Source organism: Mesorhizobium sp. M1403 (genome assembly GCF_040317695.1).
Lineage (GTDB): Bacteria > Pseudomonadota > Alphaproteobacteria > Rhizobiales > Rhizobiaceae > Mesorhizobium.
In genome coordinates this window covers 63,792-89,755 of the sequence record NZ_JAMYKY010000001.1, presented here as the reverse complement: position 1 = coordinate 89,755, position 25,964 = coordinate 63,792, and the positions used below count along the sequence as shown (strand labels likewise).

Sequence of the window (25,964 nt, the reverse complement as noted above, 5' to 3'; positions counted from 1 at the left end):
GAATAGCGCGCCTGCTGAGAAATCAACGCAAAAAGGCCGGCGGATCGCTCCGCCGGCTTTCTTGATCGACAATGAAATTGCGATCAGTTCTTGGCCTTGTCGACCAGCTTGTTCTTGGAAATTCCCACGCGCCCGCAGGGCGAAGCCCGAGGACGCGTAACGAAACGAACGTGGATTTCCTTCAGTTCTTGGCCTTGTCGACCAGCTTGTTCTTGGAAATCCACGGCATCATCGCGCGCAGCTTGGCGCCGACTTCCTCGATCTGGTGGCTGTCGTTGTTGCGGCGGATGCCCTTGAAGCGCGACATGCCGGCGCGGTATTCCTGCATCCATTCCGAGGTGAACTTGCCAGTCTGGATGTCCTTGAGCACGCGCTTCATCTCGGCCTTGGTCTCGGCGGTGATGATGCGCGGACCCGAGACGTATTCGCCCCATTCGGCGGTGTTCGAGATCGAATAGTTCATGTTGGCGATGCCGCCTTCATAGATCAGGTCGACGATTAGCTTGACCTCGTGCAGGCACTCGAAATAGGCCATTTCCGGCGCATAGCCCGCTTCCACCAGTGTCTCGAAACCGGCGCGGATCAACTCGACCAGACCGCCGCACAACACCACCTGCTCGCCGAACAGGTCGGTCTCGCACTCCTCGCGGAAATTGGTCTCGATGATGCCCGAACGGCCACCGCCGACGCCGCAGGCGTAGGAGAGCGCCAAATCGAGCGCATTGCCCGAAGCGTCCTGGTTGACCGCGACCAGGCACGGCACGCCGCCGCCCTTCTGGTATTCGCCGCGCACCGTGTGGCCCGGGCCCTTTGGCGCGATCATGACGACGTCGACCGAGGCTTTTGGCTCGATCAGGCCAAAATGCACGTTGAGGCCGTGGGCGAAGGCGATCGCCGCGCCGTCGCGGATGTTCGGCGCGACCTCTGATCTGTAGATGTCGGCCTGCAGCTCGTCGGGCGTCGCCATCATCATCAGGTCGGCCCATTTGGCGGCATCGGCCACACTCATCACCTTGAGCCCGTCGGCCTCGACCTTCTTCGCGGTCGCCGAGCCGGCCTTGAGGCCAATGGCGATATCCTTGACGCCGGAATCCTTGAGGTTGAGCGCATGCGCCCTGCCCTGGCTGCCATAGCCGATGATGGCAACCTTCTTGCCTTTGATCAGGTTGAGATCGGCGTCGCGATCGTAATAGACACGCATTTTTCTTCCTTCCCGTTTTGAATTCAGAGGCCCTGCGGCCCGGTTTTTGCCCCGTAAAGAGCGAGAAACTGCTGCGTCGCCCGGACGGCATCGCCGCCGATCGCCGCATCAGTCAATTCCAGCCGGTCGCCGAGCAGCAGGCGGATCTGCACGTCGCGGGCGACCAGCCCGAAAAAGGTGCGGAAAGCCATCTCAGCGTCGGAAAACTCGAGGAAACCAGCTTCCTTGCCTGCCTCCAGCACCGGCTTCAGCCGCCTGGCCAGCGCGAAGCGGCCGTTCTCCAGCACGATGGCGCCGAGATCGTCCTTCCCCGAACTAGCATGGCCGACCGCCACCCGGTTCAGCGCGATCGAGGTGTCGCTCGAAATTACCCTGAGCCAGTCCGAAGCGAAGCGTTCGAGGCTCGCCGTCAGCGAGGCAAGATCGAGTCCCTTGCGGTCGACCGGCACTACCCGCACCTTGGACGCCTGCCATTGCACCGTTGCCGTCAACAGCCCGTCGCGATCGCCGAACCATTTGTAGAGCGTCTCCTTCGAGCAGCTCGCCCGCCGCGCCACGGCGGTCATGGTCAACTGATCGCCCTCTTCGACCAGCAGGCGAAGGGCGGCGTCGAGCACGGCCTTCTGCCGCTCCGTCAGCGTCTCGCTGGTGTCGATGTCGGTCACAGCGTGCAACACAGTCTTTCCTCAGGAGGCGAACTCACCCGCAGTTCAGATATGAACTCGACAGCGTACCGTACGTTACGGTTCGGCTTTATGGCGTATTGCCCGACCCGGCGCAAGCCTTTATTTCTGTAGCTTGCTCCATGCGGGGCATTACGGGAGACACGGATCATGCTCGCCGGATTGCTTGCCTTGACCGTTGCCGCTGTGTTTGCAGGCGCGGCTATCTACGTCAGCGTCGCCGAACAGCCGGCGCGGCTTCGCCTCGATGACAAAGCATTGCTGCAGGAATGGCAGCCTTCCTACAAGCGCGGCGCCGCCATGCAGGCCTCGATCGCCGTCATCGCCTGTATTCTGGGCCTCGTCGCGTGGTGGCAGACCGGCAATCTCGCTTATCTGGCCGGCGCCGTGCTGATCATCCTGCCTTGGCCATGGACGCTGCTGGTGATGATGCCGGCAAATCGGCTGCTGGAGGTGATGGACGCTAACACCGTCAATCCTGAGGCTCGGACAATGATCGTCAAATGGGGCAATCTGCATCTGGTCCGCGTCGGGCTTGGGGTTCTGGCGACATTGGCATTCCTTTGGGGCAGTGCCTGACCTCGCAGATCCGCGCCATCTTCGGCACGAAGGCGTGTCACGCCAGGGCGGGCGGATCTCGCAGGCGCCCAAGCAGAGCCGACAGCGTGTCCAGATCATCGTTGGAAAGCTGGGAGCCGACCAACTCCGATATCGAGCGGCCGTAGACGACCCACATGCGGCGGCGCGTCTCGCGCCCCTTGCCGGTGATGCGGATGGTTTGCCCGCGGCCGTCATCGGCAACTGGAAGCTTCTCGACCTGCCCGTCGGCTTCGAGCCGCGCCAGCAGCCGCGAGATGTTGTATTGCGCAAACAGGGTGCGCTCGGTGAGTTGGAACGGCCGCAATCCGCCCTCGCCCGCCTCGGCAAGCTCATGCAGCACGTCGTACCAGGCAAGCGGCGGCAGGCCACTGTCCTTCAGCGCGTCCTCGGCACTTTCCAACAACTGGCGCGAAACCCGCATCAGGCGGGCCCAGGCTTTGATTGCTGGAGGTGAAGGAATCCCGGTCATGATTACATCGTAGGCGATAGATGCAACTGCATCAAGCTTGACGATCGATGCAAATGCATCTATATAGATGCAATCGCATCAATCATGAAAGGCAATTCCGATGAAGCATGAAATCTGCAGGATCGCCGACATTCCGGAAACAGGCAGCCTGATCGCTCCGTTTTTCGGCCGCGAGGTCCATGTCTACCGCAGCGGCGAGCGTATCCGCGCCGCCGCCAACGTCTGCCTGCACTTCGGTGGCCCGCTCGACTGCAAGGACGGCAAGCTCGTCTGCCAATGGCACGGCGCCTCGTTCGACATGGCGAACGGTGATCGCCTCGAAGGCCCAGCGCCGAAGGGCTCCCGCCTGATGTTCCTCTCCACCCGCGTCGAGAACGGCGCCTTGAACTATGTCTGGGGAGAGTGAGATGACCGACAAGCTCATCCTCGTCAGCCACCATCTTTGTCCCTATGTGCAGCGCGCGGCGATTTCGCTTCGCGAAAAGGGCGTGCCGTTCGAGCGCATCGCCGTCGATCTCGCCAACAAGCCTGCCTGGTTCAAGGCGATATCGCCGCTCGGCAAGGTGCCGCTGCTTCGCGTTGAGCATGACGGCCAGGAAACGGTGATCTTCGAATCGCTCGTCATCCTCGAATTCCTCGAGGAAACCCAGCCCAATCCGCTGCATCCCACCGATCCCTATGCCCGTGCCCGACATCGCGCCTGGATCGAGTTTGGCTCGGCAATCCTCAATGCCATCGGCCGCTTCTATTCAGCGCCTACGGAAGCCGCGTTGCTCGCCGAAAGCGAGGCGCTATCGGCGATGTTCGATCGCCTGGAAGTGGAACTGGCGAATGGCGCGGTTGGGCCGTGGTTCGCCGGTGAGCGCTTTTCACTGGTCGACGCGGTCTACGGGCCGATTTTCCGCTATTTCGACGTCTTCGACCGGATCGGCGATTTCGGCATCCTGGACGGAAAGCCGCATGTCCAGGTGTGGCGCGAGGCGTTGCGCAAACGCCCATCCGTGAAGGACGCGGTCGCTCCCGATTATCCGCAACGCCTCCATACATTCCTACAGGCGAAGGGCTCGCACCTTTCGGAAATCATCCGCCGAAACGATCCGGCCACCGGGCTTCCGCAAGCCCGATCGGCTTGAATGGATTGATCACAGTGCCTGTAATCATCGAGGCAAGGATATTCGTTTCCGGCGGAATGCTTGCCACTGGCCACCAGCCTGTCGCAGACGCAAGCCTCCAGCGCAGTATCGATACGTCCGTTCCGATGAGCGCGTAACTGATCGCCGCGCCGGCAATCGCGATGTCCAGAGAATTGCCCATTTGCCCGACCCGACCCAGGCCGGACAATCCTTCAGCGCTGTCGCTAAATCAAGCCGCCGTCTCGGCCTTGAGGCTCAGCCTTCGGCAGCATCGAAAACCTTCCGCGCCTCGCGTACAGCGCCGTGATTGAGCTCGGCCCATTGGATCAGCTGATGCAAGGGTCCAAACATCGAGCGCCCGAGATCGGTGAGGCTGTATTCAACGCTCGGCGGTTTGGTCGGAAAAACCTCGCGATGCACATAGCCGTCGCGCTGCAGATCGTGCAGCGTCTGGGTGAGCATGCGCTGTGAAATATCGGGCACGAGGCGCCGCAACTCGCCGAAGCGGTACGGCTTCTCGGCCAAGGCCTCCATCAGCAGCGAACTCCATTTGTTGCTTATGCCCTGGATCACATCGCGAACCGGGCAATCCGCAAGGTTTCCGCCACCGCTGCCTGCTTTGTAGATCTCGAGCTTCGATCTCAGATTGACGATCTTGCCGTCCATGGCTGGTTCCCTGGCTGTGCCTAACTCCCGCAAAACTGCCTTCTTTACGAGGATGGGTCAATTCCTATTTTAGTGCTGGTCTCTTTTTGAGACTAACATTGCACCCGCCGCTCCGGCGCAACGTCAGGACCTTTCATGACCGACACCCTTCTCGTCACCGGCGCCTCCGGCCAGCTTGGCCGCGGCGTCATCAATCATCTGCTTGACACGCTCAAGGTCTCCCCTCAGCGCATCATCGCCGCCACCCGCAATCCGGAAAATCTGGCCGATCTGGCAGCGCGCGGCGTCACCATCAGGGCGGCCGACTTCGACGACACCGCATCGCTGGCCAATGCGTTTACGGGCGCCGACAGGGTTCTGATCATTTCGACGAACGAGCTTGCCCTTCCGGGCAAGCGCCTGAAGCAACATGAGACCGCGGTCGCCGCAGCAAAAGGCGCGGGCGTTTCGCACCTGCTCTACACATCGATGCCCAATCCCGAGCCCGGATCGCCGGTGCTGTTTGCGCCCGATCACCACGGCACCGAGCAGGCGATCAAGGCGAGTGGTATCCCCTACACCATCTTCCGCAATGGCTGGTACCAGGAGAACCTGTTCATGGCGTTGCCGCACGCCATCGCCTCGGGGCAGTGGTACACATCCGCTGGAGACGGCCGCATTGCCCATGGCGCGCGCGACGACATGGCCGCGGCAATCGCCGCCGGCCTCGCTTCGAGCGCAACCGAAAGCACGACATACACGCTGACCGGCCCCAAGGCCCACACGATGGCCGAAATTGCAGCCCTCGTCACCGAGATCACCGGCAAGCCGATCGAAGTTGTCCAGCTTTCGGATGAAGCGCTGACCGAGGGATTGAAGGCAGCCGGCGTTCCCGAGGCTTTCGCTCCCGTCATCGTTTCCTTCGACACCAACACGCGCTCCGGCCGCATCAGCATGGTAACGGACGCGGTCGAGACGCTGTCCGGCAGGAAGCCGCAGCCGCTGAAGCAATTTCTTGAAGCAAACAAGGCGGCTCTGGTGAGCTGAGCCTCACAATGGCCGTGCCCTCAAAGGGCACGGCCATTTGTTCAGATAGCCACCTGCGTCCCGATCTCGACGACACGTCCGGTCGGGATCTGGAAATATTCCGTCGCGTCGGCCGCCGTGCGCGCCAGCCCGATGAACAGTTTGTCCTGCCAGACCGGCATCCCGGAATTGGGCGAGGCCTTAAGCGAGCGCCGCGACAGGAAGAAGGAGGTCGTCATGATGTCGAACTTCCAGCCCTGCTTGCGGCAGATCGCCAACGCGCGCGGAATGTTGGGCTGCTCCATGTAGCCGAAGGTCAGCGTCACCCGCATGAACAACTCGTTGACGGTCTCCATCTTGACGCGCTCGCTGTCGGGCACGACAGGCTGCGGTGCCGTCACCACCGAAAGGATGACGTTCTGCTCGTGCAGCACCTTGTAGTGCTTCAGGCTGTGCATCAGCGCCGTCGGCGCGCTCAGCGGATCGCTGGTCAGGAACACCGCGGTGCCCGATACCAGATGCGGCTTCTTCTTCAGCAGATTGCCGGCAAGGAAATCGAGCGGGATCTCGTTTCGGCGGGTCTTTTCGAACAAATAGCGGCTGCCGCGGATCCAGGTCCACATCGCCAGCACAATGGTGAAGGCCACCGCCAGCGAAGCCCAGCCACCTTCGAAGACTTTGACGATGTTCGAGGCAAAGAAGCCGACGTCGATGAACGCGAACACCACTGTCAGGGAGATGGCCAGCCAGAGCTGCCATTTCCAGATGCGGCTCATGATCACGTAGAGCAGCACCGTCGTCACCAGCATGTTGCCGGTCACTGAAATGCCGTAGGCCGAGGCAAGCTTGCTGGATTCGCCAAAGCCGACCACCAGCAGCATCACCACCAGCGCCAGCAGCATGTTGACGCGCGGCATGTAGATTTGGCCGGACTGTCTTTCCGACGTATGCAGGATTTCCAGGCGCGGCAGCATGTTGAGCTGCACCGCCTGCCTAGTCAGCGAGAAAGCGCCGGAGATCACCGCCTGGCTGGCGATGACGGTCGCAGCGGTGGCGAGGACGACCATCGGAATAAGCGTCCAGCCTTCGTTCATCTCGAAGAAGGGATGACCGACCACTCCGTTTTTCGCCAGCACGAATGCGCCCTGCCCGGCATAGTTCAGCAACAGGCAAGGGAACACGATTGCCAGCCAGGCGAGAACGATCGGCTTGCGGCCAAAATGGCCGAGGTCGGCATAGAGCGCTTCGGCGCCGGTGACAGCGAGGAAGATGGCGCCGATCGTCACGAAGGCGACGTCGGGTGAATTGATCAGGAACGCGACGATGTAATGCGGGCTGACTGCCAGCAGGATCTCCGGGTCGGCGATGATGTGGTTGAGACCGGAAAGACCAATGGCCAGGAACCAGACCGCCGTGATCGGGCCGAAGATCAGGGCGACGCCGCCGGTTCCAAACCGCTGTGCCGAAAACAGGATCGCCAGGATGACCAGCGTCAGCGGCACCACATAGGGCTGGAAGGTCGGCGTGACGACGTTCATGCCTTCGACCGCCGACAGCACCGAGATCGCCGGCGTGATGACGGCGTCACCGAAAAACAGCGAGGCGCCGACGATGCCGATGCCGAGGATCACCGCCGAGCGCGTCGGAAAACTGTTGCGCGCCAGCGCCATCAGCGACAGCACACCGCCCTCGCCGCGATTGTCGGCCCTGAGCACAAACATGATGTATTTGATCGTGACGATGATCGTCAGCGACCAGATGATCAGCGAGAGCACACCGAGGATGTCGCCACGGTTGGCGACTTCGCCCCCCGACGATGCCACCAATGCCTCGCGGAACGCATAGATCGGGCTCGTGCCGATATCGCCGTAAACCACACCGAGTGCGCCCAGCATCAGCACTTTTGTGCTGTGCTGCTCGACCTCAGAATGGCTCGATTGTTCGACGGATTCTGCCTCGTTACCAGTACTGGTAAGGGCCATGGACGACACTCCGATAAGCGCGCGGTGCTTTACGCTTGCTGCACTGCAATATCAAGTGCCGTCACGTAATGTCTCCGTGTCGGTATTGCGAGTCTTTCCGGCCTGGCAGGCTCGATCCCCCTCGGCAGACTGCCTGGAACGCTGCAACAGGCACGTTCTAAATAGCCACCTGCGTCCCGATCTCGACGACGCGTCCGGTCGGGATCTGGAAATACTCCGTCGCATCGGCCGCCGAGCGCGCCAGCCCGATGAACAGCTTGTCTTGCCAGACCGGCATGCCGGAATTGGGCGAGGCCTTGAGCGAACGCCGCGACAGGAAGAAGGACGTCGTCATGATGTCGAACTTCCAGCCCTGCTTGCGGCAGATTGCCAGCGCGCGCGGGATGTTGGGCTGCTCCATGTAGCCGAAGGTCAGCGTCACCCGCATGAACAGCTCGTTGACCGTCTCCATCTTGACGCGCTCGCTGTCGGGCACGACAGGCTGCGGTGCCGTCACCACCGAAAGGATGACATTCTGCTCATGCAGCACCTTGTAGTGCTTCAGGCTGTGCATCAGCGCGGTCGGCGCGCTCAGCGGATCGCTGGTCAGGAACACCGCGGTGCCCGACACCAGATGCGGTTTCTTCTTCAGCAGATTGCCGGCAAGGAAATCCAGCGGGATCTCGTTCCGGCGCGTCTTGTCGAACAAATAGCGGGTGCCGCGGATCCAGGTGGACATGATCAACCCCATGCCGCAAGCGACCGTGATCGACACCCACCCGCCTTCGAGGATCTTGACGACGTTAGCCAGGAAAAATCCGGTATCGATCGTGCCAAACAGCAGTGTGAGCGCGGCTGCCAGTGCAAGCTGCCATTTCCACCGGAACCGCATCACCACAAACAACAGGATGGTTGTCATCAGCATTTCGCCAGTCACCGAAATGCCATAGGCGGAAGCCAGCGAACTCGAACTGCCAAAGCCGACCACCAGCAGCATCACGCCCAGCGCGACCACCAGATTGACCCGCGGCATGTAGATCTGGCCGGATTGCATCTCGGAAGTATGCTGCACCTCGATGCGCGGCAGCAGATTGAGCTGCACCGCCTGACGGGTCAGCGAGAAAGCTCCGGAGATCACCGCCTGACTGGCGATCACCGTCGCTGCCGTGGCCAACCCAACCATAGGCATCAGCGCCCAATCGGGCAGCATCTGGAAGAATGGATTGGTGGGTTTGCCGCCGTTGGCCAGAACGAACGCGCCTTGTCCGAAATAGTTGAGGAGCAAACAAGGGAACACCACGGAGAACCACGCCAGCACGATCGGCCTGCGCCCGAAATGACCGAGATCGACATAGAGGGCTTCGGCCCCGGTGACCGCCAGGAACACCGCCCCGACCGTAACGAAAGCGCCGGTGGGCGTATTGGCCAGATAAGCGACCGCGTAATAGGGATTGATCGCCAGCAGGACCGACGGGTCGTCCAGCAGATGGTAGACCCCGGCGGCGCCGATCGCCAGGAACCACACTGCCGTCACCGGTCCGAACACGGCCGCCACCCTGCCGGTGCCAAAGCGTTGCACGGCAAAAAGCATTGCCAGGATGATCAGCGTGATCGGAACCACGTAAGTTTCCAGCGTCGGGGTCACCACTTCCAGGCCTTCGACCGCCGAAAGCACGGAGATGGCCGGCGTTATAATGGCGTCGCCGAAAAACAGCGCCGCGCCGCAGAGCCCGATCCCCAGTATGAGCTTGGCTCCATTGGGATAAGCGCTGCGCGCAAGCGACATCAGCGACAGCGTGCCGCCCTCGCCCTTGTTGTCGGCTCTGAGCACAAAGGCGACGTATTTTATCGTGACGATGATCGTCAGCGCCCAGACGATAAGCGACAGCACGCCGAGGACGTCGTTGCGGGCGACCGGTCCCGACGATGCGTGCAGCGCTTCGCGAAACGCGTAAATTGGACTGGTGCCGATATCGCCGTAGACCACGCCCAGCGCGCCCAGCATCAGCACCTTGGTACTGTGCTGCTCGACTGTGGAGTGGCTGGATTGCTCGATGGGTTCTGCCTCGCTACCAGCGTTGGCAAGGGCCATGGACGACACTCCCATAGACGTGCGGTGCTCTATGCTGCGGGGATGGAAAGGACGCGCTGCCATGCCGGGAACGCACGGCCTATCGGCTCGCCTCTCTCTACCAGCCACAAGCCTTCAGAAACCGCCTGACCGTTGCGGCCATGCCATACTCCAACGCATCGGCTGTCAACCCATGTCCGATCGACACTTCGGCCAATGCCGGGATGCGCCTGGCCAGTGCCGGCAAATTGCTCACCACAAGGTCGTGCCCGGCATTGACCTGGAGCCCTGTAGCAAGTGCGGCATCCGCCGTCTTTCCCAATTTCTCCAATTCCTTCGCCGCTTTTGCCGAATCGGAATGATAGCTGCCATATGGACCCGTGTAGAGTTCGATCCGGTCGGCGCCGGTGTCGCGAGCGGCTTTCACGCCATCGGGATCCGGATCGGAAAAGAGCGATACGCGAAAGCCTCCCTTCTTCAGGCGCTTGACGACCGGTGTCAGGAACGCAGCCCCGGCGGCGAAGTTCCAGCCATGGTCGGAAGTCGCCTGCACCGGGTCGTCGGGCACCAGCGTCACCTGTTCCGGCTGATGCTTTTCCACAAGCGCCAGGAACTCCTCGGTCGGATAGCCCTCGATGTTGAATTCCGCACTCGGGAACTCGTCGTCGATCAGCGCCCTGATCTCAGGCAGATCGGAATGCCTGGTGTGCCGCTCGTCGGGTCGCGGGTGCACCGTCAGCCCATGCGCACCGGCGGCAAGGGCGATGCGTCCGAGCCCCGTCACGCTTGGCCACGGCAGGTCGCGCCGGTTGCGCAGCATGGCGATGGCATTGAGGTTGACGGAAAGCTTTGCAGGCATTTGCACGGTTCCAGGCTGATCTCGGCGCGCATCTATAGCGCCTTTAAGGGGAACAGACAGAGGGTTTCAGGTGTTCCAGGGGAACGAAGAAAATCGAGCGCAAGGAGTTTCCTGTTGAATTTTCTCGATGCCGTGCCGGCGATCCGCCGCATCGATACCGATCGCGAAGACCTCTTCGCCATCGATGTCGTCGGCCATGTCGCAGCGGCTGATGCCGAAAACCTGTTCGGATTGCTGGAGGCAGCCTACGCGCTGCACCCGAAAATCGACGTGCTGGTGCGCCTGATCGACCATGAGGGTGTCGACTGGACCGACGTATCGGACGAGACGATTGAACAGGGCATAGCTCACGCGGTGGAGCATATCGGCCGCTGCGCGGCGGTCGGTGAGCCGAACTGGATAGCGGAGGCAAGAGCCTTCTTGCCAGCCTCTTTGCCTATCGAACTCCGGCATTTCGAGGCTAAGGACGAAACCGCCGCCTGGGAATGGCTTGGCGCCAGACCGATCGCCCAGCGCTGATACGGCCGCCCTATCGGACGATCGTCAGCCGTTCGGCCGCGCGCGTGATGGCGGTGTAGAGCCAACGCTGCCGGGTTTCCTTGAATGCCCAGCTTTCGTCGAAAAGCACGATCTCGTTCCACTGCGACCCCTGCGCCTTGTGCACGGTCAGTGCGTAGCCATAATCGAAATCGTCGAAGCGCTTCTTCTGCTGCCAGGGAATGTCGGCGTCCGGATCTTCGAACGCCGCCTTGAGCAGTTTGATCTTGGCGACGCCGCGATCCGGATCGTCTTCCTCCGGCGAGACCAGCAGATTGATGCCGGGCTTGACCGTCTCGCGCGACGAGGTCATCACCTTCCACAGCGAGCCGTTGAGCAACCCCTTGGCTGGATCGTTGCGCAGGCAGACCAGCTTGTCGCCGGCTTGCGGATAATCGGCGTTGAACCCCTTCAGCTCGCGCAGCCGCTGATTATAGCGACGGCGCGTGCGGTTGGTGCCGACCAGCACCTGGTCCGCCTTCAGCACCAATTCCTGGGTGACGTCTTCCTTGCCGATCACTTGCGCCGCGCCATAGTCGCCGCGCATGAACTCGCGGCCCTCGCGCACATCGAGCGCAAGCCGGATGATCGGGTTGTCGCGCGCCTGGCGATGGATTTCGGTGAGCAGAATGTCCGGCTCATGGTCGGTGAAGAAGCCGCCGCCGGAGATCGGCGGCAACTGGCCGGGATCGCCAAGCACCAGGATCGGCGTGCCGAAGCTCATCAGGTCACGGCCAAGCTGCTCGTCGACCATCGAGCATTCGTCGATGACGACGAGCTTGGCCCGCGAGATCGGGCTCTGCCGGTTGAGCGAAAAGGTCGGCGACATTGAGGTTTTGCCGGTCACCTCGTCCGCTACCGATTCCTCGCCTTTCGGCCGGTAGATCAGCGAATGGATTGTGCGGGCATTGACCGCGCCCTTGGAACGCAGCACCTGCGCCGCCTTGCCGGTAAAGGCGGCGAACTGCACCTGGCCGTCGACATGCTCGGCGAAATAGCGCGCCAGCGTCGTCTTGCCGGTGCCGGCATAGCCGAACAGCCGGAACAGCTGCGGCTTGCCGGCTTTCAGCCAGCCGGCCACCGCCTTCAGCGCCTCGTCTTGTTGAGGGGAGAATTCCATCAGCGCGACAGACCGGATTCGCGAGGGAAAGACAAGGTGACTGCCGTCACCATCAACTTCATCGCCTGCAATTACGCTGCTGCGACAGGGCCAGGCTATCAGCGACGAAGAGGAACGTAAAGAGAACAACGCCGGGCGACGACAGCTTACCCAGCCCGCTGTGGATCGTTCTCCAGCAGGATCGGCTTGCCATGCGGCGTAGCATGCGCGGCCCGTTCCCAGGCAGCAGCAAGGCTGTCGACGTCGCTCCTACCGGCAACGCCTTTGGCCGAAAGCAGCTTTTCTAGCGCGGCCAGCCAGTGCTCGTAATAGTCATGACCGTCGCGCGCGGCGCCCGGCCGCTTCACCTCGGCCGACAAGGCGTCCGCCCATTCGCTCCACGAAAACAGCCCGTTGTCGTGTAGCGCCACCGTCATGGCGAAGGCCTCTGCTTGCCACGGCTGGGCGAAGACTGGCGCCTCGACACCAGCGGGCAGCGCGGTGGCGGCTGAGCCCGTCTCACGCCGGTTCAAGGTAGCTCTCCCAGGCATCGATGGACACGACAAGTTTCGGGTCGGCGCCCTCGCCCCAGATTTCGCTGCCGGTGAAAGCCACCGTATAGACCCATTGCGGGTTTTCGCCCTGACCGTGCGCATTGGTGTCGGGAAAAACGAAGCCGTCACGCATGGCCTCGATGACGCCTCGCTTGCCGCGCGCGTAACGCGGCAGCCTGGTGTGGCCGGTCGGATGAAAGTTCCTGGTTCGCACGAGGTCGCCTGCCTTGAATCGCGGCAAGGCGGCGACCGGCCGGTCGCAAGGCCCGCCCTTGGCCAGCACCGCCGAAACGTCTTGCGCCTTCAGGACCCGCTTGGGTGTCGCTACCGGGTCGACCGCATCGCCCCTGGCCAGATCGCGGTCGCTGACGAAACCATGGCGTTTGAGTAACACCTCCAGCGCCTTGATCCAGATTTCGTAATAACTCGACGCATAGTAGTCGGCCGGGTGCAGCGATTCCCGCGCGTGCCGGCTCTCGTCGATGTTCCAGGCGCCCATGGCGCCGGCGCACAACGTCACGCCCAGCGCCCGCCTTTCCCAATCGGCATGGAAATAGGGTTCGTCCTGTTCAGGCGCGACCGGCCCGAAACCCATCTGGCCGCCGAGATCCTGCGGCCCGTTCATGCCGGTTCCCGCGCCAGCGCCGTGCCGATCATGGCATCGCGCGTCACCAGATCGGCGAGCCGCGCCTCATCCCAGCCCTCTGTGTCCCTGGGCCGCATCGGCACCACCAGATAGCGCAGCTCGGCGGTCGAATCCCACACCCGGATTGTTGTCGTTGCCGGCAAGCTCAGCCCAAATTCCTCGAGCACACCGCGCGGATCGATCACCGCGCGCGAACGGTAGGGCGGCGCCTTGTACCAGACCGGCGGCAGGCCGAGCACCGACCACGGATAGCAGGAGCATAGTGTGCAGACGACGAGGTTGTGCGTGTCGGCCGTGTTGAACACCGCCTGCATGTGCTCGCCTTGCCGGCCGGTGTAGCCGAGCGATTCGATGGCCGCCGTCGCATCACGCTTCAGCCATGCGGCAAACCCGGGATCAACCCAGGCCTTCGCCACCACCTTTGCCCCGTTGCGCGGGCCGATCTTGGTCTCGTAGGTGTCGACGATAACGTCGATCGCCGCTGGATCGATCAGCCCCTTGCGGGTGAGAATTGTCTCCAGCGCGCGCACCCGCGCCGCGAACGGATCGAACTCGTTGTCGTGGTCGTGATTATGCTGCATGGCGTCAAATTACGATCGCGGACACCCGGCCGCAAGCACCACGGCTTGGGCCAGCGCTATTCAGCTGCCGCCTTCTGCGGCACCGGTTCTTCCTCGTCGTTAAACAGCGACGGCTGGTCGACCGCCTCGACCGGACTCGGCTCGCCCCGGCGCCCCGTCCACAGCCTGACCAGCCAGCCGGAAAAATGCTCCATGTAAACGTAGATGACTGGGGTGACGAACAGCGTCAGTGCCTGCGAGGCGACGAGGCCGCCGACCACCGCCACACCGAGAGGCTGGCGCAGTTCCGCGCTGGCGCCGGTGCCGAGCGCGATCGGGATGGTACCCATCAGCGCGGCAAGCGTGGTCATCATGATCGGCCGGAAGCGCATAAGGCAGGCCTTGTGGATGGATTCGACAGGCGACATTCCCTCGCGCCTGAGCTCGAGCGCCACGTCGATCATCATGATGCCGTTCTTCTTGACGATGCCGATCAGCATCAGGATGCCGATCACCGCGATCACCGACAGATCCATCCCCGCCAGCCGCAACGCCACCAGCGCGCCGAGCACCGCCGATGGAAGCCCGGTCAGGATGGTGAGCGGATGGATGAAGCTCTCATAGAGCATGCCGAGCACGATATAGATGGTCAGGATCGCGCCGCCGATCAGCAGCCCCTGGTTGGAAAGCGAATCCTGGAACGTCTTCGCCGTGCCCGAGAAGGCGGTCGAGATCGTCGGCGGCATGCCGATCTTGTCCTTCAGCGCGTTGATGTGGCTCACGCTGTCGCCGAGGGCCACGCCCTGCGGCAGATTGTAGGAGATGGTCACAGCCGGAAGCTGGCCGAGCTGGTTGACGGTCAAAGCACCGGCGGTCCGATCGACGCGAGCGAACGCACCGAGCGGCACCAGGCTGCCGCTCGCCGTTCTCACCTTGATGGCCAGCATCCGCTCGGGCGACCACTCGATCTTCGGGTCGAGCTCCATGATCACGTCGTAGCTGTCGGCCGAGCCGAAGATGGTCGACACCTGCTGGGTGCCGAAACCGCCATAGAGACTGGAGCGCAGCGTGTCGGTATCGACGCCGAGGTTCGCCGCCTTGTCGCGGTCGATCACCAGCGTCGCCTGTAGCGCGTTGTTCTGCAGGTCATTGGTCACGTCGGTGAAGGCGGCATGATCGGCGGCCATTGCGTCCGTCAGCCTTTGCGCCCAGACGTTCGTCAGGCCGGTATCGAGGCCCTGCACGGCAAGCTGGTAGGCACTCGCCGAAGAACGCGCGCCGAGCCGCAGGTTCTGCACCGGCTGCATGTAGGTTTCGATGCCGGGCACATTGGCAAGCTGGCGCCGCAGATCCGAAAGCACCTTGTCGATGTTGGGGCGCTGGTCCTTGTCCTTCAGCTGCACAAAGAGCTGGCCCTGGTTGAGCGCATTGTTTCCGCTGCCCGCCGACCAGCCGACATGCGCGACATAGGGCGAATGGGTGAAGACATCAGCCACTTGCCCCTGCAGCTTCACCATGGCGTCGAACGAAATGTCCTGGCGCGCGATGGTCGTCACCGAGACCTGGCCGATATCCTCCTGCGGGAAGAAGCCCTTCGGCGATATCTGGATCAGCCACACCGACAGCCCGGCGGTTACCAGGAAGACAAGGAAAACCAGGAAATTGTGGCGCAGGCAGAATGTCAGCAGCCGGTCATAGCCCCGCATGAAGACGTTTTGTCTATGGCCTTCACCGTGCGCTGCTTTCTGCTCGGCTTTCGATAACGACAATAGCCGCGAGCACAGCATCGGCGTCAGCGTCAGCGAGACGAACATCGATGCCAGGATGGCGACCGTCACCACCACCGCGAACTCGTTGAAGATGCGCCCGATCACGCCGCCCATCAAAAGCACGGGAATGAACACGGCGACCAGCGAGATCGAGATCGAGATGATGGTGAAGCCGATTTCGCGGGCGCCCTTGAGCGACGCCTCCATTGCCGAGAGCCCATCCTCCTCCATATGCCGGAAGATATTTTCCAGCATGACAATGGCGTCGTCGACGACAAGGCCGACCGCCAGCGTCAGTCCCATCAGCGAGATGTTGTCGATGGAAAAGCCGAACAGGTACATCACGCCCAGAGTGGCGATGAGCGAAATCGGCACCGCCACGGCCGGGATCACCGTCGCCGTCACCCGGCGCAGGAACAGGAAGATCACCATCACCACCAGCGCGATAGTGAGCAGGAGCGTGAACTGCACGTCGTCGACCGCCTCGCGGATCGATGTCGAGCGATCGTTGAGCAACTGGATACTCGCAGCTGCCGGCATCTGACCCTCGAAGGAAGGCAGCATCGCCTTGACGCGGTCGACGACATCGACGGTATTGGCATCCGGCTGACGCTGCACCGCCATGATGATGGCGCGGGTGCCGTCATACCAGCTTGCCGTCGTCGTGGTCTCGACCGAATCGATGACGCGGGTCACCTCGCCGAGCCGCACCGGATGGCCGTTCTTGGTGGCGATGATGATGTTGGAGAATCCCGCCGCGTTGGTCAGCTGCGTGTTCGCCGTGATGGTCAGCTGCTGTTTGTTGTTCTTGAGCACACCGAGCGGCGTGTTGCTGTTGGCCGAGGCAATGGCCGTCTGCAGCTGGTCGATCGAGATGCCGCGTGCGGCGAGCGCCGTCGGATCGATCTGGACGCGGACGGCATATTTCTGTTGGCCGTAGATCGAAACCTGCGCAACGCCGTCGATCGTCGACAGCGACGGCGAAATCACATTCTCGGCAAAGGCATCGAGATCGGTCAGCGGAATGGTGTCGCTGACCAGCGACATCAGCAGGATCGGCGCGTCGGCTGGATTGACCTTGCGATAGCTCGGCGGGCTGGTCATCTCCGGCGGCAATTGTCGTTGCGTGCGTGCGATCGCCGCCTGCACATCGGCGGCGGCTGCATCGATGTCGCGGTTGAGCACGAACTGAATGGCGATCGAGGTCGTGCCGAGCGAATTGGTCGTCGAGATCGAATCGATGCCGGCGATAGTGGCAAACTGCTTGATCAGCGGCGTTGCCACTGAGGTCGCCATGGTTTCCGGCGAGGCCCCAGGCAGCGAGGCCGAGACGTTGACAACCGGAAATTCCGCGCTTGGCAGCGCCGCGACCGGCAGGAATTTGTAAGCAAATAGCCCGCCCAGAACCAAGGCGAACGACATGAGCAGCGTGGCGACGGGCCTGCGGATGCAGAATTCGGAAATCATGGCTGTGTTCCGCCCGTCCTGTCGGCCTCCGCGACCTTCGGAGTCGCCTGGTCGTCGGTACCGGTCGAGGCCTTGCCTTCGCGCACCGCCGCGCCGTTTTTCAGCTTGGTCTGGCCTTCGACGACGACACGCTCGCCGCTTTCCAATCCTTGGCTGATCGCGGTGTTGGCGCCTTCTGTCAGCGCGACCTGCACGGGCCGCATTTCAACGGTGTTGTCCGGCTTGATCACATAGACGAACGGCCCCTTCTGGCTGGGCTGGACGGCGACCGTCGGAACGGACGTCATTTGCGGCATGATGCCGGCATCGAGCACGACATTTACATATTGGCCCGGCCACAGCGAAAGATCGGCGTTGGGCACGCTGGCCCGCGTTGCGATCGTGCCGGATGCCGTGTCCACGCTGGAATCGACGAAATCCAGCGTTCCCTTGCCGATCGGCTTCGGGTCGCCGTCCTTGGTCAGCGTCACCGCGCCTTGCTGCGGCGCCGCCAGCGCCTTGTGCAGTAAGGCAAGATCGCTTTCCGGAAGATTGAAGTTCACCTGCAGCGGGTCGACCTGCGTGATCGTCACCAGCGGCGTCGACGTGCTGCTGCCGTTGCTGGTGGTGACGAGGTCGCCGACCGCGACGCTGACCGCGCCAAGCCTGCCGGAAATCGGCGCTTTGATCGTGGCAAAGCCAAGCTGGACCTCGTCCGCATCGATCGTCGCCTTATCGGCGTCGACAGTGGCCGCGGCGGATTTCTGCGCCGCGACGGCCTGATCATAGGTCTGCTGTGTTCCGGCCTGCCTGGCGACGAGATTTTTGGCGCGCTGAAGATCGGCCGTGGCGCTGGCAAGCAGCGCCTGGTCTTTTGCGAGCGTCGCCTGATCGCGTGCCAATTGGGCCTTCAATGAGCGATCGTCCAGCGAGAACAGAAGGTCGCCGGCCTTCACCATCTGTCCGTCCTTGACCGCGATTGCGACGATCTGGCTCGAGACCCGTGCGTTGATGCTGACCACGGCGGGAGAGGACACAAAGCCGATGGCATAGCGCCGGACCGGGAAATCGGCCGTCGAGGCGGTGGCGGCAACCACCGAAGTCGAACGCGCGTCATTTGCCGCTGCAGCGGGCTTGTCCGCCGCCGCCGTCGTCTGCTTCGCCGACAGCATCTGCTGAAGACCGCTCATTGCGGTGGGCGAATGATAAAGCCACGCCGCCGCGGCAACGCAGGCTGCAGCAATCACCGCAAATACGATCTTTCCGCGCATCGACAAAAGGCCTCTCGATCCGACACGCCGCTATCCGGTGGCCGCAGTCTAGCTCAACTCGCAGCCTCTTGCCGCGCTTTTGCCAGATAATAGAGGATGCCGAAGGCGAAAAAGGGCCAAAAGCCGTCATTACGAAGATTTAATGTGCAGTGCACAATAAAACGGCAGCTAACGCAGCATCGGCCACAGCGTCGCCGCAAGCATCACGCCCATGGCGATGTTGAACCATTTGAGCCGCACCGCATCAGCCAGAAAACCGCGCAGCGCCATGCCGAAACCGGCCCAAGTCGAAATGCTCGGCAGCATGACGACGGCGAAAGCGGCCGCGATCAGCACCACGGACACAAACGGGCGTTCCGGATTGGTATAGACGGCCATGGCCGTAATCGCCATCACCCAGGCCTTAGGATTGACCCACTGGAAAGCCGCAGCCTCGATGAAGCGCATCGGCTGGCCCTTCGCCTTGCCTTCGCCGCCGAGCGAGCGCGACATGGCGATCTTCCAGGCGAGATAAAGCAGGTAGAGGCCGCCGGCGATCTTCAACCCGGTATGCAGCACCGGAAAGGCCGTCAACACGGCCCCAAGCCCGAAGCCTACGGCAAGCAACAGCACGAGGAAGCCGAAGCCGATGCCGAGCATGTGTGGCACGGTCTTGACCAAGCCGAAATTCACACCCGAGGCCAAAAGCATGAAATTGTTCGGACCCGGCGTGATCGAGGTCACGAAGGCATAGACCAGCAAGGCGAAGAATGCGTCGAATGTCATGCCGTTCCCCTATTCAATGCGATCGGTGGCAAAGCGACGAGATAGAGCCAAGCTGGATGACTACATCCCTTGCGGGCCGCGGTTCATCGCCGCCACTCCGGTACGGCAGATTTCGACCAGGCCGAGCGGCTTCATGATGGCGATGAACTGATCAAGCTTGGAGCCCTTGCCGGTAATCTCGAAGATGAAATGCTCGGTGTTGGCATCGATGACGCTGGCGCGGAATGCATCGGCGAGCCTGAGCGCCTCGACGCGGGCTTCGCCGGTACCGGCGACCTTGACGAGCGCGAGTTCCCGCTCCAATGGCCGCTCCTGTCCGAATTCCTGCGACCGCACGGTGAGATCGACGACGCGGTGCACCGGTACGATGCGCTCAAGCTGGTGCTTGATCTGCTCCAGCACGTGCGGCGTGCCGCGCGTCACGATGGTGATGCGCGACAGGTGCTTTTCGTGCTCGGTTTCCGAGACCGTCAGGCTCTCGATGTTGTAGCCACGTCCGGAGAACAGGCCGATGACCCGGGCAAGCACGCCCGGCTCGTTGTCGACCAGGACCGAAAGCGTGTGGTTCTCTGGTTTTTCCGTCTCCTTGGCGATGAAATAGGCGGAGCCGGTCGGTTGCAACTGTGCGTTCATGACATGAATCTCGATTTCAAACTTTTACGCTAATCTGCTGTTTTCGCACAGCTTTCTCGAACCAGGCTACACCAGTTCCCTGCCCTTGGCGTCGATCGCGTTGGCGACAGCTTCGTCGGTCGCCTCGTCAGGCAACAGCATCTCGTTATGCGCCTTGCCGGACGGGATCATCGGGAAGCAGTTGGCGAGCGTCGCCACGCGGCAATCGAACAGGACGGGCTTCTTGACCGCGATCATCTCCTTGATGGCGTCATCGAGCTCGTCCGGCTTGTCGCAGCGAATACCGTGGCCGCCATAGGCTTCGGCGAGCTTGACGAAATCCGGCATCGCCTCGGTATAGGAATGCGACAGCCGGTTGCCGTGCAGCAGCTGCTGCCATTGCCGCACCATGCCCATATACTGGTTGTTGAGGATGAAGATCTTGATCGGCGCCTCGTGCTGCACCGCCGCGCTCATCTCCTGCATCGTCATCTGCACCGAGGCGTCGCCGGCGATATCGATGACCAGCGCATCCGGGTGCGCGATCTGCACGCCGAGCGCGGCCGGCAGGCCGTAGCCCATCGTGCCCAGCCCGCCGGAGGTCATCCAGCGGTTCGGCTTCTCGAAATGATAGTGCTGCGCCGCCCACATCTGGTGCTGGCCGACCTCGGTGGTGATGTAGGTGTCGAGGTCTTTGGTCAGCGCATAAAGCCGCTGGACGGCATATTGCGGCATGATCACCTCATGGTTCATCTTGTAGGCGAGTGAATCGCGCGCGCGCCATTTGGCGATCTGCTCCCACCACGGGTGAAGCGCCTTCTTGTCGGCCTTGGCGGTTGCCCGCCACAGTCGCACAAGATCCTCCAGCACACGGCCGACATCGCCGATGATCGGCACGTCGGTATGGACGTTCTTGTTGATCGAAGACGGGTCGATGTCGATGTGGATCTTCTTCGAATTCGGCGAAAACGCTGTCAGCCGCCCGGTGATGCGGTCGTCGAAGCGCGCGCCGATGCAGAGCATGACGTCGCAATCGTGCATCGCCATGTTCGCTTCGTAGGTGCCGTGCATGCCGAGCATGCCCATCCAGTTCTTGCCCGACGCCGGATAGGCGCCAAGGCCCATCAGCGTCGAGGTGATCGGAAAGCCGGTCAGGTCGACCAGCTCGCGCAGCAGATGGCTCGCCTCCGGGCCGGAATTGATGACGCCGCCGCCCGAATAGATGATCGGCTTCCTGGCGCCGGCCATCAGCTCGACCGCCGCCTTGATCCTCTCCAGGTCGCCCTGGACCTTCGGCTGGTAGCTGGTGCGCGGCGCCGTCTGCGGCGGAACATAGATGCCCTTGGCGAACTGAACGTCCTTCGGGATGTCGACGACGACCGGGCCGGGGCGCCCTGTCGTTGCCACATGGAAGGCCTCGTGGATCGTTGCCGCGAGCTGGTTGACGTCCTTCACCAGCCAGTTGTGCTTGGTGCAGGGCCGCGTGATGCCGACCGTGTCGCACTCCTGGAACGCATCCGAGCCGATCAGCGACGTCGGTACCTGGCCCGTCAGGCAGACCAGCGGGATCGAATCCATCAGCGCGTCCTGCAATGGCGTCACCGCATTGGTGGCGCCCGGCCCGGAGGTCACCAGCATGACGCCGGCCTTGCCGGTCGAGCGCGCATAGCCTTCCGCCGCGTGGCCAGCGCCCTGTTCGTGGCGAACGAGGATGTGCTCGACCTCGTCCTGCTGGAAGATTTCATCGTAGATTGGCAGAACCGCGCCTCCCGGATAGCCGAAAACATGCTTGACGCCATTGTCCTTCAGCGCCTGCACCACCATTTCGGCGCCAGTCATCTCGGTTCTTGGCGTTTCGCGCCGCTCATTCTGTCCACTGCTCATCGGTCTGGTCCCGTACTGTTCGCCATCGGGCGATTGCTGGTCGTTTAGTCGTGTTTCGGGCAATAAAAAAGGCCCCCGAGGGAGCCTGTGTCTTGCGCATGGGAGGTCACCGCCTGGCGGTTACACCGCCTTGCCCACGCGCTTTCCTACGAGAATGAGTGCCGTTTTCATGGTCGCGGACAATAGAATTGGTTTGATGGTGCTGTCAACGGCGAATGTGCGCGGGCCAGATATCAGACTGTACCAATGCGCTTCCAGTAGATGAGGGTGCCCGTCAGCCCGCCATGCGGCTTCAGCGCATAATCTGGTATTTCGCCGCCCAGCGTGAAGCCGAGCTTTTCATAGAGGCCGGAAGCCCCCTCCTCTTTTGCCGTGTCCAGCACCAACAGCGTGCGGCCTTTCTCCATGGCAACGGCTTCCGCCGCCTCCATCAGGCGGGTTGCGACGCCCTTGCCGCGATAATTGAGGCGGGTCATCAGCTTGGCGATCTCGGCCCGGTGCGGCTGGTTGGGAGGGCAGTCGAGCAGCACGGTGACGGTGCCGATCAGAGCCTCGCCGTTCCAGGCCCCGAGCACCGCCCTTTCGCCTCTGGCGACCGCCTGAAGCGACTTGTTCCAGAAGGCTGCAGCCATCTCCGGCGCCAAGGGACGCATGAAGCTGACCGAGCCGCCGGCGGCAACCGTGCCGATCAGCAAATCGACCAGCATTTTTTTCGTTCCGGCAGTATTGCTGAGCAGGTTGATTTCTATTGAATCCATGTGGTCTCCTCTGTGTGCAACGGGAACGGCAGTGCATCGAGCGGCAGCATGGCCTGCACCGTCAGCCGAAATGACTGGTCCGCTTCCGCTTCCTGGCTCGGCGGATTTCTCCGATGCGCTCGGCGTCTTCCTCTTGCAGATGTCGCCCGCGTTCCAGCAGTTCGAGCGTGTATTCCTCATAGGTCAGGCCTAGCCGCTCGGCCTTGTCCAGCCGCATCAGCATGATCTCGCGGCTCGGCACTTTCCATGCCTGGGCATGGGCGGTCCGCCAGGCAAGAAAGATATAGGGGTCTCCCTTGCCCCAAGGCGGACCGTCGTAGTCGTCGAGCGGCGGACCGCCATTGTCGGAACGTTTCGGACGGCGCGCCATCGTCTCAGCTCCTGGCCAACGCAACCAGATAGTCGGCGGCGTCCGGCCCCGGAGCGTGGAAGACGCAATCGGATGGCGCGCCGAGCGCCAGGCAGTCGCCGGGCTCGAGCCTGTGAACGATGTCGCCCTCGACGAATTCCAGCTGCCCGGAGATCAGCCAGATCTGTTGTCTGATGAAGGCATAGGAGGCCGCCGGGAAGCTCACCTTGGCGCCCGCCGGCAGTTTGACCCGGATCAGTTCGAGCGGCATGTCCGAAACCGGCGAAAGGTGCCGCCGCACATAACCCGTAGCCGGATCGCGCCAGACCGGCTGGTCACGTTCGCGAAGCAGGCCACCGCCTTGCAACTCCGCCCTTGCGATCAAAGTGGAAAGCGTCATGCCGAACGCGGCCGCAATGCGCACGAGGAGTGCCGCCGTCGGGCTCGTCATGCCGCGCTCGATCGTGCTCAGCATGGCTTTCGAGACATCGGACTGCTCCGCCAAATCCGCCAGGGACCAGCTGCGAGCCACCCTTTCGGCGTGTATCCTTCTGCCGATAGTCGATGAGATATCGTTCGCTATATTATCCATTCATCCACTATAGCGAAATCCCGCGCTCGGGCAACGGCCGTTTCGTCCAGTTTTCGCAAACCCCTTAACGTCCGCTAAACCATCCGGCCTCACCCCACCTTAACCCCATCCGCCTAGGCTCATTGTTTGGGAAAAGGGGATCGGCCTGTCCATGCTCGTCGAACGCGAAACCTCCATTGGAGAACCGACTTTGCTGGAGCGCCGCAGGGCGGAGCAGAACGACAAGCGGATTCTGGGCAATGTCGTGCAATGCGATGGCGCGCGCGCCACCATCAGCGCCTATGCCGACGATATCGAAGGCACGGTCACCGGCCTATGGAGCGTCGGCAAGATGATCTCGATCAATCTCGGTACATCACGAACCGTCGGACTGGTCTACGAAATCGGCAAGTCGGATCGTGCCTGGAGCAGCGAGGGCCAGAATCCGATCGAGGTCAGCATCGAATTGATTGGCGAGGTGCGCGACGGCGCCGAACCCGGCGCCAAGCCGGTATTCGACCGCGGCATCACGACCTATCCGCATATCGGCGCCATTGCCCATCGTATCCGCAGCCGCGACCTACAGGCCGTCTACGATCTCGCCGGGCGTCATTCGATTACCATCGGCACGCTGTCGCAGGACGAGGCCATCGACGCCAATATTGCCATCGACGATACGCTGGCGCGCCATTTCGCCATTGTCGGCACGACCGGGGTCGGCAAATCGACCGCCGTCTCGCTGCTCTTGCGCAAGTCGATCGCCGCCCGGCCCGACCTGCGCGTGCTCATCCTGGATCCACACAACGAGTTCGCCGCGTCCTTGCCCGAATATTGCTTTAGGGTCGATTCGACGACGCTCGACCTGCCTTTCTGGATGTTCAAACTCGAGGAATTCGCCGAGGTGCTGTTTCGCGGCCGCGAGACGGTGCCGGAAGAGGTCGACGCCTTGCGCGATCTCATTCCCGCGGCCAAGAACCTCTATCGCAATCCGAACACCGGCAACTACCTGCGGCGCAGCACCGACGCGCTGACCGCCGACGCGCCGGTACCCTATCGCATTGCCGACCTCATCAAACTGGTCGACGAACGCATGGGATTGCTGGAAAGCAAGAACGATCGTCCAACCCTCAGGTCACTGAAGACACGTATCGAATCGGCGGCATCCGATCCGCGCTACCGTTTCATGTTCAACTCGCGCCTGATCGAGGACACCATTCACGAGACGATCGGCAACATTTTCCGCGTGCCGCATCACGGCCGCCCGGTGACCTGCTTCGAAATGGCCGGTATGCCGTCCGAGGTGGTCAATTCCGTATGCTCGGTGCTGGCGCGGCTGGCGTTCGACCTGGCGTTGTGGAGCGAAGGCCGCTTGCGGCTGCTCTTCCTGTGCGAGGAAGCGCATCGCTATATGCCGGCCGATCCGCGCCTCGGTTTCGCGCCGACCCGGCACGCGCTGTCGCGCATCGCCAAGGAAGGCCGCAAATATGGCTGTTATCTCGGCGTCGTCACCCAGCGCCCGGGCGAGCTTGATCCGACCATCCTGTCGCAGTGCTCGACGTTCTTCGCCATGCGGCTCGCCAATGAGCAGGACCAGGCGATCATCCGCTCGGCGATCGCCGATTCCTCGGCTTCGACGCTGGCGTTCCTGTCTTCCATGGGGCAGCGCGAGGCCATTGCCTTCGGAGAAGGCGTGGCGACGACGATGCGGATGAAATTCGAAAAACTCTCCGAGGATTTGATCCCCGGCACGGCCAAGCGCGAGGACGCCTTGCCCTCCGAAACCGGCAACGATGTCGACCTCGTTGCGATCGTCGAACGGCTGCGCAACGTGCCTAGACCACAACAGGCAATGGCGTTCGCGGAAGTCATTGATCCGGGCCGGCAGGCCGGCGATTCCGACTATCGCAAACCGCCGGCCGTACGTACCCAGCGGGACGAGGATTTCGACTTGCGCTACGGCCTCAAGCCGGCGACCTTCGGCCTGCGTCCCCAGAACGATTGAGCCGAGCGACGTTTAGGCAGACCTCATCGGTGCGTCGGCAACCATCAAAGCTGAACTTCGATGGCTGCCTTGTCTATAACGGACCATACCTGGCGAATTTTCCCTCTCTGAAACTCATAGAATACGTTCTCGGTAAACCAAATTCTCTTCCCGCTTACATCGAGCCCAAGGAACATTCCCCTTGGGGTGCAGTTGAAGCTTAGCCGGCTCGCTATATAAGGCGGATCGGCAACCAATAGCCGAATGTCGAAGTAAAGGTCCGGAATTTCATCGAAGTCTCTCTCCAACATTTCGAGGTACCCGGATAATCCGAGCGGCCGACCGTTGTGGATCGCTTCATCATGAACAAACTGCCCCAGATTTGGCCAATCCTGCTTGTTCAGACATGCAATATAGCCTCGGTAAAGATCGGAGAGGTCGGATTTGATCACGGCAACACCTCTATCTCCCACAAGCCCTGCAAGGCGCCGTCTCAGCTTATTTGGCGACGTCG

At 62.1% G+C, this 25,964-nt stretch carries 26 protein-coding genes; 6 read left to right on the top strand and 20 right to left on the bottom strand.

Annotated elements, in window-relative coordinates; genetic code table 11:
- Positions 1 to 181: 181 nt before the first annotated feature.
- A complete protein-coding gene (ilvC, locus tag NKH01_RS00475; protein WP_352639676.1) occupies positions 182 to 1,201 on the bottom strand; it encodes a ketol-acid reductoisomerase in 1,020 nt (339 codons plus the stop codon).
- 23 nt (positions 1,202 to 1,224) lie between these two features.
- Positions 1,225 to 1,878, bottom strand: coding sequence for a TetR/AcrR family transcriptional regulator (locus NKH01_RS00470; RefSeq protein WP_023720781.1), 654 nt, complete (start codon positions 1,876 to 1,878; stop codon positions 1,225 to 1,227).
- A gap of 156 nt (positions 1,879 to 2,034) precedes the next feature.
- Here NKH01_RS00470 and NKH01_RS00465 point away from each other — a divergent pair, with 156 nt between their 5' ends.
- Complete coding sequence (locus tag NKH01_RS00465) at positions 2,035 to 2,463, top strand: anthrone oxygenase family protein (protein WP_023720782.1); 429 nt, start codon at positions 2,035 to 2,037, stop codon at positions 2,461 to 2,463.
- Positions 2,464 to 2,500: 37 nt separating this feature from the next.
- On the opposite strand, the gene NKH01_RS00460 is transcribed toward NKH01_RS00465, so the two are convergent.
- Positions 2,501 to 2,953, bottom strand: a complete 453-nt coding sequence (locus tag NKH01_RS00460) for a MarR family winged helix-turn-helix transcriptional regulator (protein ID WP_352495188.1) — start codon at positions 2,951 to 2,953, stop codon at positions 2,501 to 2,503.
- 100 nt (positions 2,954 to 3,053) lie between these two features.
- Here NKH01_RS00460 and NKH01_RS00455 point away from each other — a divergent pair, with 100 nt between their 5' ends.
- Both NKH01_RS00455 and NKH01_RS00450 read left to right on the top strand, forming a co-directional pair.
- Positions 3,054 to 3,359 (top strand): Rieske (2Fe-2S) protein, encoded by a 306-nt coding sequence (locus tag NKH01_RS00455; RefSeq protein WP_352495187.1) that lies wholly within the window; start codon positions 3,054 to 3,056, stop codon positions 3,357 to 3,359.
- Between the two features lies 1 nt (position 3,360).
- Positions 3,361 to 4,086, top strand: coding sequence for a glutathione S-transferase family protein (locus NKH01_RS00450; RefSeq protein ID WP_352590032.1), 726 nt, complete (start codon positions 3,361 to 3,363; stop codon positions 4,084 to 4,086).
- Between the two features lie 255 nt (positions 4,087 to 4,341).
- On the opposite strand, the gene NKH01_RS00445 is transcribed toward NKH01_RS00450, so the two are convergent.
- The gene (locus tag NKH01_RS00445) at positions 4,342 to 4,752 is read right to left on the bottom strand and encodes a winged helix-turn-helix transcriptional regulator (RefSeq protein WP_023720786.1); all 411 of its coding nucleotides are present in this window, start codon (positions 4,750 to 4,752) and stop codon (positions 4,342 to 4,344) included.
- A gap of 135 nt (positions 4,753 to 4,887) precedes the next feature.
- Here NKH01_RS00445 and NKH01_RS00440 point away from each other — a divergent pair, with 135 nt between their 5' ends.
- Positions 4,888 to 5,778 (top strand): SDR family oxidoreductase, encoded by an 891-nt coding sequence (locus tag NKH01_RS00440; protein ID WP_353018454.1) that lies wholly within the window; start codon positions 4,888 to 4,890, stop codon positions 5,776 to 5,778.
- 41 nt (positions 5,779 to 5,819) lie between these two features.
- On the opposite strand, the gene NKH01_RS00435 is transcribed toward NKH01_RS00440, so the two are convergent.
- From NKH01_RS00435 to NKH01_RS00425, 3 genes are all read right to left on the bottom strand, one after another.
- Positions 5,820 to 7,739, bottom strand: coding sequence for a potassium transporter Kup (locus tag NKH01_RS00435; protein ID WP_353018453.1), 1,920 nt, complete (start codon positions 7,737 to 7,739; stop codon positions 5,820 to 5,822).
- 157 nt (positions 7,740 to 7,896) lie between these two features.
- Positions 7,897 to 9,810: a potassium transporter Kup gene (locus tag NKH01_RS00430; protein WP_353018452.1), complete on the bottom strand. Its 1,914-nt coding sequence runs from the start codon at positions 9,808 to 9,810 to the stop codon at positions 7,897 to 7,899.
- A 97-nt stretch (positions 9,811 to 9,907) separates the two neighbouring features.
- Positions 9,908 to 10,648: a pyridoxine 5'-phosphate synthase gene (locus NKH01_RS00425; protein ID WP_352962955.1), complete on the bottom strand. Its 741-nt coding sequence runs from the start codon at positions 10,646 to 10,648 to the stop codon at positions 9,908 to 9,910.
- Between the two features lie 114 nt (positions 10,649 to 10,762).
- On the opposite strand from NKH01_RS00425, the gene NKH01_RS00420 reads away from it, so the two are divergent.
- Positions 10,763 to 11,167 carry a SpoIIAA family protein gene (locus NKH01_RS00420; RefSeq protein WP_353018451.1) on the top strand — a complete coding sequence of 135 codons (405 nt, stop codon included), beginning with the start codon at positions 10,763 to 10,765 and terminating at the stop codon, positions 11,165 to 11,167.
- 10 nt (positions 11,168 to 11,177) lie between these two features.
- Here the strand turns inward: NKH01_RS00420 and NKH01_RS00415 are convergent, their stop codons facing one another.
- The 12 genes from NKH01_RS00415 to NKH01_RS00360 form a co-directional block, all read right to left on the bottom strand.
- Positions 11,178 to 12,305 (bottom strand): ATP-dependent DNA helicase, encoded by a 1,128-nt coding sequence (locus NKH01_RS00415; RefSeq protein WP_023720791.1) that lies wholly within the window; start codon positions 12,303 to 12,305, stop codon positions 11,178 to 11,180.
- 146 nt (positions 12,306 to 12,451) lie between these two features.
- Positions 12,452 to 12,835, bottom strand: a complete 384-nt coding sequence (locus tag NKH01_RS00410) for a nitrile hydratase accessory protein (protein WP_502898980.1) — start codon at positions 12,833 to 12,835, stop codon at positions 12,452 to 12,454.
- On the bottom strand, positions 12,804 to 13,463 hold the full coding sequence (gene nthB, locus NKH01_RS00405; RefSeq protein ID WP_353018449.1) for a nitrile hydratase subunit beta: 660 nt from the start codon (positions 13,461 to 13,463) through the stop codon (positions 12,804 to 12,806). Before nthB ends, NKH01_RS00410 begins: the two co-directional genes overlap by 32 nt.
- Positions 13,460 to 14,065 carry a nitrile hydratase subunit alpha gene (nthA, locus tag NKH01_RS00400; protein ID WP_352844456.1) on the bottom strand — a complete coding sequence of 202 codons (606 nt, stop codon included), beginning with the start codon at positions 14,063 to 14,065 and terminating at the stop codon, positions 13,460 to 13,462. Before nthA ends, nthB begins: the two co-directional genes overlap by 4 nt.
- Before the next feature lie 56 nt (positions 14,066 to 14,121).
- Positions 14,122 to 17,280, bottom strand: a complete 3,159-nt coding sequence (locus NKH01_RS00395; protein WP_353018447.1) for an efflux RND transporter permease subunit — start codon at positions 17,278 to 17,280, stop codon at positions 14,122 to 14,124.
- Positions 17,277 to 18,530, bottom strand: a complete 1,254-nt coding sequence (locus tag NKH01_RS00390; protein WP_353018445.1) for an efflux RND transporter periplasmic adaptor subunit — start codon at positions 18,528 to 18,530, stop codon at positions 17,277 to 17,279. Before NKH01_RS00390 ends, NKH01_RS00395 begins: the two co-directional genes overlap by 4 nt.
- Before the next feature lie 168 nt (positions 18,531 to 18,698).
- Positions 18,699 to 19,295: a LysE family translocator gene (locus tag NKH01_RS00385; protein ID WP_353018444.1), complete on the bottom strand. Its 597-nt coding sequence runs from the start codon at positions 19,293 to 19,295 to the stop codon at positions 18,699 to 18,701.
- Positions 19,296 to 19,355: 60 nt separating this feature from the next.
- The gene (ilvN, locus tag NKH01_RS00380) at positions 19,356 to 19,928 is read right to left on the bottom strand and encodes an acetolactate synthase small subunit (RefSeq protein ID WP_023676680.1); all 573 of its coding nucleotides are present in this window, start codon (positions 19,926 to 19,928) and stop codon (positions 19,356 to 19,358) included.
- Positions 19,929 to 19,994: 66 nt separating this feature from the next.
- Positions 19,995 to 21,791, bottom strand: coding sequence for an acetolactate synthase 3 large subunit (locus NKH01_RS00375; protein ID WP_352860183.1), 1,797 nt, complete (start codon positions 21,789 to 21,791; stop codon positions 19,995 to 19,997).
- 233 nt (positions 21,792 to 22,024) lie between these two features.
- Positions 22,025 to 22,549: a GNAT family N-acetyltransferase gene (locus NKH01_RS00370; protein WP_352788447.1), complete on the bottom strand. Its 525-nt coding sequence runs from the start codon at positions 22,547 to 22,549 to the stop codon at positions 22,025 to 22,027.
- Positions 22,550 to 22,610: 61 nt separating this feature from the next.
- Positions 22,611 to 22,919 carry a hypothetical protein gene (locus tag NKH01_RS00365; RefSeq protein ID WP_352547049.1) on the bottom strand — a complete coding sequence of 103 codons (309 nt, stop codon included), beginning with the start codon at positions 22,917 to 22,919 and terminating at the stop codon, positions 22,611 to 22,613.
- A 4-nt stretch (positions 22,920 to 22,923) separates the two neighbouring features.
- Positions 22,924 to 23,490: a helix-turn-helix domain-containing protein gene (locus NKH01_RS00360; protein ID WP_352788450.1), complete on the bottom strand. Its 567-nt coding sequence runs from the start codon at positions 23,488 to 23,490 to the stop codon at positions 22,924 to 22,926.
- A 151-nt stretch (positions 23,491 to 23,641) separates the two neighbouring features.
- On the opposite strand from NKH01_RS00360, the gene NKH01_RS00355 reads away from it, so the two are divergent.
- Positions 23,642 to 25,471, top strand: coding sequence for an ATP-binding protein (locus NKH01_RS00355; RefSeq protein ID WP_352844462.1), 1,830 nt, complete (start codon positions 23,642 to 23,644; stop codon positions 25,469 to 25,471).
- A gap of 44 nt (positions 25,472 to 25,515) precedes the next feature.
- On the opposite strand, the gene NKH01_RS00350 is transcribed toward NKH01_RS00355, so the two are convergent.
- The gene (locus tag NKH01_RS00350) at positions 25,516 to 25,902 is read right to left on the bottom strand and encodes an ester cyclase (RefSeq protein WP_352844463.1); all 387 of its coding nucleotides are present in this window, start codon (positions 25,900 to 25,902) and stop codon (positions 25,516 to 25,518) included.
- Positions 25,903 to 25,964 lie beyond the last annotated feature (62 nt).